Genomic DNA, 9,737 nt, shown 5'->3' with positions numbered 1-9,737 from the left:
CTCGGCTCGATCCGCACCTTCCCCGCGTCGGCGGCCGCCGACGCGAGCAGGCGCGCGAACGCGTGATAGAAACCGCCCACCTCACCCGAAGCCAACCGGACCACCGGATCGTTCCCGCTCCCGCACCCCACGACGCCGGAAGCGCCGACGCCCGCGGCGCCGATGGCCGCGAGCGCCAGGAACTTTCGCCGGTTCAGCCGACCCGTCACGACACCACCGCCACGGGAAGACGGACGGAGATCGCGAGTCCGTGCGGTGCCACCGCGGAGACCGAGAGCGTACCGCCGCGCGCCTGGGCGAGAGCCGCGGCGATCGGCAGGCCGAGGCCGGAACCGCCTGCCTGCGCGGAGGAACCGCGGAAGAACCGGGTGGTGAGCTTGCGGATCTCGTCGGAGGGGACGCCGCGGCCGTCGTCGCGCACCGTCACCGTGACCCATTCCGGCTCGATCCCGACGGACACCACGGTGTCCGCGCCGGATCCGGCGTAACGGTTCGAATTGCTCAGCGGCACATCGAGAATCTGCGCGAGCACATCCGCGGTCACGGCGACCTCGGCAGGCCGCCCCGGTTGCTCGGCGCGCAGCGACTGCCCGGAGGCGGCGAACGCGGAATGCCAGGCGTCGATGCGGTCGGCGACGACTTGGCCCGCGTCGCAACGCTGTTCGGCCGTAACCGCCGCGGGCGCGAACGCGTCCGGCGTCTCCGCGACCGCGAGGGTGAGCAGACCGTCGAGCAATGTGGTGAGCCGCTCCACCTCCGCGCTCGCCCCGCGGAAGGTGTCCGCGGCGTTCTGCGGAATCGCGTACTCCAGCGAATCCAGCCGGATGGTCAGGGCGGCCAACGGATTGCGCATCGCGTGCGCGGTGTCGGCGACCAACTGGCGCTGCGCCTCCGTCGAGTCCGCCACCGCCAGCGCCATGGTATCGAAAGATTCCGCGACAGCGCGCATTTCGGGCGGACCGCCGTAGTGGCGGGCGATCGACGCAGGCGGTGCGTCGTCGGCGGCCTGCGGCGCGGACCGCGCCTTCGGCAGCGTCGCGGTCAACTCGGCGACGGCCCGGGAGAGGGCCGCGAGCGGACGCAGCACCCAGCGGCTCAGCGTCAACGCGAGCATCGTGAAGAGCACCATGGCCCCCACCCCGCCGACGCCGATGATCAGCCACGCGCGGGTGATGTCGCGGCGCGCCTGCGCGGTGGACGCCTCGATGACGACGGCCCCGTTGACCTGCACCCCGGTCCCGACCGGTCGCGCGACGAGCATCATCGGATCGCTCCACGGCATGAGCCGGTCGATCGGATGCGGTCGCTGATTGCGCCGCGCGTCGGCAACCGCGGCGACAACGGCCGGATCGATGATGGTGACGCCCGCGTTGACCGCGGTCGCCCCGCGCGCGTCGACCACAAGCACGTTCTCGCCGTACAACTCGTGGTAGCGCGCGACCTCCTCGGCCAGCGCGGCGTAGTTGCCCTCCACCGCCAAAGCGTCGGCGAGAGTGGCGAACCGATCCGCGTCGCCGGAGCGGCCGAGCACCAACTCCTGGGTCCTGCTGGTGGCATAGGTCAGCGAGAGCGGCACCGCGAACGCGAGGACGGCGATCGCCGCGAACACCGTCAGCGCGGCAAGAAGTCTGCGCCGCATGACATTTGGCCCTCCCCGCTCACTGCCCCCACCGGTACCCGTAGCCGCGGATCGTGGTGATCAGCCCCGGCCGGTTGAGCTTGGCGCGCAGACCGGTCATGTGCACGTCCAGCGAACGCGAGACCGCGATGAACGCGTCGCCCCAGATCCGGTCCATCAGCTGCTGGCGGCTCACCGCCGCACCCGGCCGTTCCACGAGCGCCTCGACCAGCTCGAATTCCTTCTGCGTCAACGCGACCGGCACCCCGCCGACCTCGACGACCCGAGCCGCCAGATCGACGCGCACATCGCCGGTGATCACCTCGGTGCGCTCCGAATGCGCGACCGCGGCCGCCCGGCGCATCACGGTTTCCAGCCGCGCCATCAGCTCCGCGATCCGCGGCGGCTTCACCAGATAATCGTCCGCGCCGCCACGCAATCCACGCACGATGGAGCGTTCGTCGCTGCGCGCCGTCAGGATCAGCACCGGCACCGAACTCACCTCGCGCAGCTGCCGCAACACCTGCAGGCCGTCGCCGTCGGGCAGACCGAGATCGAGGATGACGGCGTCGTAGCCGCGGTGGTCGAGCAGCAGCTCGCTGCCACGACGCTTGCGCTCGGCGGAATAACCGCGGGCATTGAGCGCCTCGACGAGCGCGTCGCCCACACCGTCGTCATCTTCGACCACCGCAAGCCGCACGCGCCGATCCTGCCACATGGGCTGGATCGGCGCGGTCACGAGTCGCTCAGCCACGCACGGCGGCCATGGGGCGTTCGTCATCGCTTCCGGCGCTCACCGCGTCGGCCCGCGCCTTGTCGTCGGCGTCGATGGTGGACTCCGCCGAGGTCTCCCGCATGAAGTAGTAGGTCACCAGCGAAACCGCGATGCAGCCCGCCACGTAGTAGAAGTACACCGACTCCATGCCCGCCTTCTTCAGTGCGAGCGCGATCATCTCCGCGGTGCCGCCGAAGATCGCGACCGTCAGTGCGTAAGGCAGGCCGACGCCGAGCGCCCGGATCTTGGTCGGGAAGAGCTCCGCCTTCACGATGGCGTTGATCGAGGTGTAGCCGGTGATGATCAGCAGGGCGACCATCATCAGGCCCCAGGCGGCGACCGGGTTCGAGGTGTGCGCGAGCACGGTCATGAGCGGCACGGTCAGCAAGGTGCCGCTCACGCCGAAGAAGATCAGCAGCTTGCGCCGCCCGATCTTGTCGGACAGCCCGCCCGCCAGCGGCTGGATCACCACGAACGCCAGCAGCGCGACGAAGTTGATCCAGGCCACCGTGCCCTTGGAGATGCCGGAGGTGTTGATCATGAACTTCTGCATATAGGTGGTGTAGGTGTAGAACGCCACCGTGCCGCCGAGCGTCAGACCGACAACGAGCAGGCACTCCCTCGGGTACTTCAGCAGGACCCGCAGCGAACCGCGCGAGGAACCGCTGGGCTCCTTCGAGCCGGAGGCCTCCGCCTCGAAGGACGCGGACTCGTCCATCCCGCGGCGCAGCAGCATGACGACGATCGCGCCGCCCGCGCCGATCACGAACGGGATTCGCCAACCCCAGGAGTGCATCTGCGCGGAGGTGAGCACCTGCAGCAACACGATCTGCACGCCGAGCGCGGTGAGCTGACCGGCGACCAGGGTCACGTACTGGAAGCTCGAGTAGAACCCGCGACGGCCCGCCGAAGCGACCTCGGACAGATACGTCGCGCTGGTGGCGTACTCACCGCCGACGGAGAGACCCTGCAGCAGTCGCGCGAGCAGCAACAGCACCGGGGCGGCGATGCCGATGCTCTGGTAGCCCGGCGTGATCGCGATGAGCAGCGAACCGGCCGCCATCACGGTCACCGACAGCGTCAGCGCGGCGCGCCTGCCGAACTGGTCCGCGTAACGGCCGAGCGCCCAGCCGCCCAGCGGGCGCATCAGGAACCCGACCGCGAACACGGCCGCGGTGGACAGCAGCTGAGCGGTCGAATCCCCTTCGGGGAAGAACGCTTTCGCGAAGTACACGCTGAACGCCGCGTACACGTACCAGTCGTACCACTCGACCAGGTTGCCGATCGATCCGCGCAGCACGTTCGCGACGACGCGGCGTTCGCCACCGGACTGTGTCGTAGTCACCGAATCTCCTCCTTCGACGCTTCTTCGCGTCAACTGGAAGAGAGTGTGTCGGCAGTCACAAGGGATTCGGAAGCGTGCGGCGGGTTTCCTAACTGTCTCTTAGTACGATCGCCACCGCACGCTCGCGCAGGTCAGGAGCGCAACAAGGGGGCCAGAGCGCGCAGCGGGCCGAGGTAGTCGGACCCGAGCGCCTGCAGGGCGACGTGGTCGGCGCCCGCCTCGAGGTGGGCCCTGAGCTGCACGGCCACCTGCTCCGCGCTGCCGTGCACCGCCAGCTGGTCGATCAGCCGGTCGCTACCGGGCGTGGTGACATCGGCGTCGTCGAAACCGAGCCTGCGCAGATTTGCGACGTAGTTGCCGAGCCCGAGGTACATGGGCACGATCGTGCGTCCGACTTCGCGCGCCCGCTCCGGGTTTTCGTCGATGATGAACTTCTGCTCGGTGGCCAGTAGCGCGTCCGCGCCGAGCACCACACGGGCGCGCCGGGTGTGCTCGGGGGTCACCAAGTACGGCAGCGCGCCCGCGGTCCGATCGCGCGCCAGCTCCAGCACCCGCGGGCCGAGCGCGGCGAGGGCCCGCCGCTGCTTCGGCACTCCGGCCGCGTCCAGCTCGTCGAGGTACTCGACCAGCGCGTCGTAGGGCTTGCGGTAGGGACCGTTGAATTCCGGATGCCCGGCGCCGACGCCGAGCAGGAAGCGGCCTGGGAAGCGCTCCTCGATGCGGTGGAACGAATCGGCCACGATCTTCGCCGGGGCCGCCCAGATGTTCACGATGCTGGTGGCCACCGTGAGCGAATCCGTCGCGGCGAGCAGCGATTCCACGACGGGCAGCTCCGCGGGCGGGGAGCTGCCGAGCCATACCGTTCCGTAGCCGAGCTCCTCCAGCTCGTGCGCCTCCTCCGGAGTCACCCCCTGGTAGCCGCGCCATACACCGAATCGTCCGAGACCGTCGATTGTCATGTGGGAAACGAACCTCCGCTGTCCCCGTTCCTATTCCGCGCCGCGGAGCGAGGCCCCCTGGGCATTAGCACTCAGGACATGAGAGTGCTAACTTGGAGGGTGCACAGCTCCCGGCGGTCGCCGCCGTGGCGGTCGCCGACGTACTGAGATGGAGGTGATTGCTGTGCTGCGATTCGATCCATTCCATGACATCGACACTGTCGCTCGCCAGCTGCTCGGCGAGAACGTCGGAACGGCACGCGCACCGCGATTCATGCCGATGGATCTGTTCAAGGCGGGCGACCACTATGTGCTCAATGCCGATCTGCCCGGCGTCGATCCCGGCTCGGTGGATGTGAGTGTCGACAACGGCACCCTCACCCTGCGCGCCCAGCGCAGCCTGCCCAGCGACGAAGGCGTCCAGTGGATCGCCTCGGAACGCTTCGCGGGAACCTACATGCGCCAGCTGTCCCTCGGTGACAACGTCGACGCCGACAAGATCAGCGCCACCTACAACAACGGTGTCCTCTCGGTGACCATCCCCGTCGCCGAAAGGGCCAAGCCGCGCCGCATCGAGATCTCCGGCCACTCACAGCCCAAGACCATCGAAGCGAGCACCGGCGACTGAACCACTCCGGTACCGCGGTTCGCTGAGACCGGCCGCGGTACCGGTCCCCTATTCACTCTCCGCCGCAGCACCCTCGGGTCGGCACGACGCGCATCTCCCTGGTCTCGGCATTGCGCGCCGCCAGGTCCGCGTCGGCGGGATAGTCGACCGCGACCAGGCTCAGGCCGTGGGCCGGAGCGACGGTCACCGCGCTCGCACGCTCGGTCTCCGCCAGCAGTCCGGCGATCCATTCCACGGTGCGCCTGCCCTCGCCAACGGCGAGCACCCCGCCGACCAGGCTGCGCACCATCGACCAGCAGAACGCGTCGGCGCTGACGAACGCGGTGAGCAGGTCCCCCTCCCGCTCCCAGTCGAAGCGCTGCAATTCGCGGACCGTCGTCGCGCCCTCCCTGCGACGGCAGAACGCCGCGAAATCGTGCAACCCCAACAGGCTTCGGGACGCCGCGCACATCGCCTCCAGATCGACGCCCGGGCGGCACGGCACCACGCTCCGGGCGCTCAGCGGCTCCGCGCCGTACGGCGCGGTGGTGAGCCGGTAGACGTAGTGGCGGCGAATCGCCGAGAAGCGCGCGTCGAATTCCGGCGGCGCGCTCCGAGCCGCCTTGATACGCACGTCTTTCGGAAGGAAGCGAGCCATGCGGTGGACGAGCTTGTCACCGTCGAACTCGGCGGTGGTGTCGAAGTGCGCGACCTGCCCCTCCGCGTGCACCCCGGCGTCGGTGCGGCCCGCGACGGTCAGCTGGATCGGCTCGCGGAATACCTTGCTCAGCGACTCCTCCAGCACGCCCTGCACGGTCCGTAGCCCCGGCTGGCGGGCCCAGCCGATGAAGTCCGTTCCGTCGTAGGAGATGTCGAGGCGCACCCGCACCGCATCCCGGAGCTCGGTCGCCGCCGTCGGGGACACTGGAGACGCCGCCGGGGCAGCAGAGTCGGTCTGTGCGCTAGCCGATTCCATCGAATCCTCCACTGTCACAACAACTTCTCGTCGAACGCAAACCAGCCCACGGAGTCACGACGGGCCGCAGACAGGTTCGGCCGATCGACGCGAATGAGCCCGCCACCCACAGGGGCGGCGGGCTCATTCGAGAAACCCGACCCAGGTCAGGCGTCCTTCTTGTCCTCGGCGGACTCGTCGGCCTGCTCCTCGGCAACCGGAGCCTCGGCCTCGGCGACAGCCTCGTCGGCCTTCTCCTCGACGACCTCGGGAGCCTGCTCCTCGGCCTTCTTGGAGGCGGCGACGCGACGGGCGCGATCGGCCTCGTTGGTCACGGTCTTCTCCCGGACCAGCTCGATGATCGCCATCGGCGCGTTGTCACCCTTACGCGGCAGCGTCTTGGTGATGCGGGTGTAGCCACCCTCGCGACCATCGAACGAAGGCCCGATCTCCGCGAAGAGCGAGTGGACGACGTCCTTGTTGCGGATCACCTTCAGCACCTCGCGACGGTCGGCAAGGGTGCCGCCCTTCGCCTTGGTGATGAGCTTCTCCGCGTAGGGACGCACGGCCTTGGCCTTGGCCTCGGTGGTGGTGATCCGGCCGTGCTCGAAGAGCGCCGTGGCCAGATTGGCGAAGATCGCCTTCTGGTGCGACGCCGACCCGCCGAAGCGGGCACCCTTCTTGGGCTTAGGCATTGTTGATTCTCCTTGTATGCGGCCGGGCCGGGGCGCCTACCCCAGCGGCCTAGAGCTGTTCGGTCTCGGCGTAGTCCTGCTCGCCGCCATCGGTGTCACTGAACGTGCCGCTGTCGCTCCACGTGCCGGTGCTCGCGTCGTAACCCACCACGGAGGACGGGTCGAACGACGCCGGGCTGTCCTTCAGCGAGAGGCCGAGCGCGTGCAGCTTGACCTTCACCTCGTCGATGGACTTCTGGCCGAAGTTGCGGATGTCCAGCAGATCCGACTCGGTGCGGGCGACAAGCTCGCCCACCGTGTGCACACCCTCGCGCTTGAGGCAGTTGTAGGACCGGACGGTGAGGTCCAGGTCCTCGATCGGCAGACCGAACGAGGCGATGTGATCCGCCTCGGCCGGCGAGGGGCCGATCTCGATGCCTTCGGCTTCGACGTTCAGCTCGCGAGCGAGGCCGAACAGCTCGACCAGGGTCTTGCCCGCCGAGGCGAGCGCGTCCCGCGCGCTGATGGAGTTCTTGGTCTCCACGTCCAGGATGAGCCGGTCGAAGTCGGTGCGCTGCTCGACACGGGTGGCCTCGACCTTGTAGGTCACCTTGAGCACCGGGGAGTAGATCGAATCCACCGGAATCCGGCCGATTTCCGCACCGGACGCCTTGTTCTGCACCGCCGGGACGTAACCGCGACCGCGCTCGACGACGAGCTCGATCTCGAGCTTGCCCTTGTCGTTCAGGGTGGCGATGTGCATGTCCGGGTTGTGCACGACGACGCCGGCGGGCGGCACGATGTCACCGGCGGTGACGGTGCCGGGTCCCTGCTTGCGCACGTACATCGTCACCGGCTCGTCCTCCTCCGAGGACACGACCAGACCCTTGAGGTTCAGGATGATGTCGGTGACATCTTCCTTCACGCCGGGAACGGTGGTGAACTCGTGCAGAACGCCGTCGATGCGGATGCTCGTGACCGCGGCCCCCGGGATCGAGGACAGCAGGGTACGCCGCAGCGAGTTGCCGAGGGTGTAACCGAAGCCCGGCTCGAGGGGTTCGATGGTGAACTTCGAGCGGTTCTCGGCGACGACCTCTTCGGTCAGGGTCGGACGCTGGGAAATCAGCATGAGGATCATCCTCCTTTTAGGGCGCCCGCTATTTGACGCCTCGTTTTAAGGGGTTGTGCTCGACCATCCGGCGAACCGAACGACCGAGCACCAGCGGCATTCGCTGATTACTTCGAGTAGTACTCGACGATCAGCTGTTCCTGCAGCGGCACATCGATCTGGGCGCGCTCCGGCTCCTGGTGGACCAGGATCCGCAGACGGCCAGGGATCACCTGCAGCCAGCCCGGAACCGGGCGATCGCCGAGGGTTTCGCGCGCGACCTGGAAAGGCAGGGTCGGCAGCGACTTCTCCTTGACATCGATGATGTCGTACTGGCTCACCTTGTAGCTGGGCACGTCGACCTTGACGCCGTTGACCAGGAAGTGGCCGTGGCTGACCAGCTGACGAGCCTGGCGACGGGTGCGCGCCAGACCGGCGCGGTACACGACGTTGTCGAGACGGGTCTCGAGCAGACGAAGCAGGTTGTCACCGGTCTTGCCCTTGAGGCGGTTGGCCTCTTCGTAGTACCGGCGGAACTGCTTCTCCATGACGCCGTAGGAGAAGCGAGCCTTCTGCTTCTCCTGCAGCTGGAGCAGGTACTCGCTCTCCTTGATCCGCGCACGGCCGTGCTGGCCGGGCGGGTAGGGGCGACGCTCGAACGCCTGATCGCCGCCGACGAGGTCGACGCGCAGACGACGCGACTTGCGGGTGATGGGTCCGGTGTAACGGGCCATTTCGCTCTACCTTCCTTTCCCGCTAGACGCGACGCCGCTTGGGCGGACGGCAGCCGTTGTGCGGCTGCGGGGTGACATCGGAGATCGTGCCCACCTCGAGGCCTGCGGCCTGCAGCGAGCGGATCGCGGTCTCACGGCCCGAACCGGGGCCCTTGACGAACACGTCGACCTTCTTGACGCCGTGCTCCTGCGCCTTGCGGGCCGCGTTCTCGGCGGCGAGCTGCGCGGCGAACGGGGTCGACTTACGCGAACCCTTGAAGCCGACGTGACCCGACGACGCCCAGGAGATGACGTTGCCGTTCGGGTCGGTGATGGACACGATCGTGTTGTTGAACGTGCTCTTGATGTGCGCGTTGCCGTGCGGGACGTTCTTCTTGTCCCTGCGGCGCGACTTCTGGGTCTTCTTGGGGCCGGAGGCCCTGCTCTTAGGAGGCATCCGTATCCCTTACTTCTTCTTGCCTGCGACGGTGCGCTTCGGGCCCTTGCGGGTGCGCGCGTTGGTCTTGGTCCGCTGGCCACGCACGGGCAGGCCACGGCGGTGGCGCAGGCCCTGGTAGCAGCCGATCTCGATCTTGCGGCGGATGTCGGCCTGCACCTCACGGCGCAGGTCACCCTCGACCTTGAACTCCGAGGCCTCGATGTAGTCGCGGAGCTTGGTCAGGTCGTCGTCGCTGAGATCCTTCGAACGCAGGTCCGGGCTGACGCCGGTGGCCTCGAGGATCTCCTTGGAGCGGGTACGGCCGATGCCGAAAATGTAGGTCAGCGCGATCTCCATGCGCTTTTCGCGCGGGAGGTCGACGCCCATGAGACGTGCCATGTGGCAGTTTCCTTAATCGTTGCGGAGGTCTGCTCCCTGTCCGTTCCCCCGTCTTGTGTGGGGCACCGGCCTCCGTACCGGTGGTTGGCTCGCACGCCCCGGGCCTTCTCTCGAAAGCCCGAATTTCCACAGCGTGCGGCTGGAGCTGGGAGTTCTTCGTTGTGCC

11 protein-coding genes and 1 pseudogene are annotated in these 9,737 nt (G+C 68.1%); 1 reads left to right on the top strand and 11 read right to left on the bottom strand.

Annotation, left to right across the window (positions count from 1 at the left end; all coding sequences use genetic code 11):
- From AC3EO7_RS05780 to AC3EO7_RS05760, 5 genes and pseudogenes are all read right to left on the bottom strand, one after another.
- Positions 1-209, bottom strand: a pseudogene (locus tag AC3EO7_RS05780) (TAXI family TRAP transporter solute-binding subunit); the annotation flags it as partial.
- Positions 206-1,639 carry a sensor histidine kinase gene (locus AC3EO7_RS05775; protein ID WP_431964133.1) on the bottom strand — a complete coding sequence of 478 codons (1,434 nt, stop codon included), beginning with the start codon at positions 1,637-1,639 and terminating at the stop codon, positions 206-208. The pseudogene AC3EO7_RS05780 and the gene AC3EO7_RS05775, both read right to left, overlap by 4 nt.
- Before the next feature lie 19 nt (positions 1,640-1,658).
- On the bottom strand, positions 1,659-2,318 hold the full coding sequence (locus AC3EO7_RS05770; RefSeq protein ID WP_431964533.1) for a response regulator transcription factor: 660 nt from the start codon (positions 2,316-2,318) through the stop codon (positions 1,659-1,661).
- A gap of 46 nt (positions 2,319-2,364) precedes the next feature.
- The gene (locus AC3EO7_RS05765; RefSeq protein WP_435590613.1) at positions 2,365-3,738 is read right to left on the bottom strand and encodes an MFS transporter; all 1,374 of its coding nucleotides are present in this window, start codon (positions 3,736-3,738) and stop codon (positions 2,365-2,367) included.
- A gap of 131 nt (positions 3,739-3,869) precedes the next feature.
- A complete protein-coding gene (locus AC3EO7_RS05760) occupies positions 3,870-4,697 on the bottom strand; it encodes an LLM class F420-dependent oxidoreductase (protein ID WP_435590612.1) in 828 nt (275 codons plus the stop codon).
- Positions 4,698-4,860: 163 nt separating this feature from the next.
- Between AC3EO7_RS05760 and AC3EO7_RS05755 the strand changes: the two genes are divergently transcribed.
- Positions 4,861-5,304: an Hsp20/alpha crystallin family protein gene (locus tag AC3EO7_RS05755; RefSeq protein WP_431964531.1), complete on the top strand. Its 444-nt coding sequence runs from the start codon at positions 4,861-4,863 to the stop codon at positions 5,302-5,304.
- A 52-nt stretch (positions 5,305-5,356) separates the two neighbouring features.
- Here AC3EO7_RS05755 and truA read toward each other — a convergent pair whose 3' ends face one another.
- The 6 genes from truA to rpsM form a co-directional block, all read right to left on the bottom strand.
- The gene (gene truA, locus AC3EO7_RS05750; protein WP_435590611.1) at positions 5,357-6,259 is read right to left on the bottom strand and encodes a tRNA pseudouridine(38-40) synthase TruA; all 903 of its coding nucleotides are present in this window, start codon (positions 6,257-6,259) and stop codon (positions 5,357-5,359) included.
- A 146-nt stretch (positions 6,260-6,405) separates the two neighbouring features.
- On the bottom strand, positions 6,406-6,933 hold the full coding sequence (rplQ, locus tag AC3EO7_RS05745; RefSeq protein ID WP_431964125.1) for a 50S ribosomal protein L17: 528 nt from the start codon (positions 6,931-6,933) through the stop codon (positions 6,406-6,408).
- Between the two features lie 49 nt (positions 6,934-6,982).
- Positions 6,983-8,041, bottom strand: coding sequence for a DNA-directed RNA polymerase subunit alpha (locus AC3EO7_RS05740; protein ID WP_067785162.1), 1,059 nt, complete (start codon positions 8,039-8,041; stop codon positions 6,983-6,985).
- Positions 8,042-8,148: 107 nt separating this feature from the next.
- Positions 8,149-8,754 carry a 30S ribosomal protein S4 gene (gene rpsD, locus AC3EO7_RS05735; protein WP_067785061.1) on the bottom strand — a complete coding sequence of 202 codons (606 nt, stop codon included), beginning with the start codon at positions 8,752-8,754 and terminating at the stop codon, positions 8,149-8,151.
- Positions 8,755-8,776: 22 nt separating this feature from the next.
- On the bottom strand, positions 8,777-9,190 hold the full coding sequence (rpsK, locus tag AC3EO7_RS05730) for a 30S ribosomal protein S11 (protein WP_011207365.1): 414 nt from the start codon (positions 9,188-9,190) through the stop codon (positions 8,777-8,779).
- Positions 9,191-9,199: 9 nt separating this feature from the next.
- A complete protein-coding gene (gene rpsM / locus AC3EO7_RS05725; protein WP_039795645.1) occupies positions 9,200-9,571 on the bottom strand; it encodes a 30S ribosomal protein S13 in 372 nt (123 codons plus the stop codon).
- Positions 9,572-9,737 lie beyond the last annotated feature (166 nt).

Source organism: Nocardia sp. bgisy118 (assembly GCF_057708605.1).
Note: the sequence above shows the minus strand (reverse complement) of the source record. Positions and strands in the feature narration are given on the sequence as shown.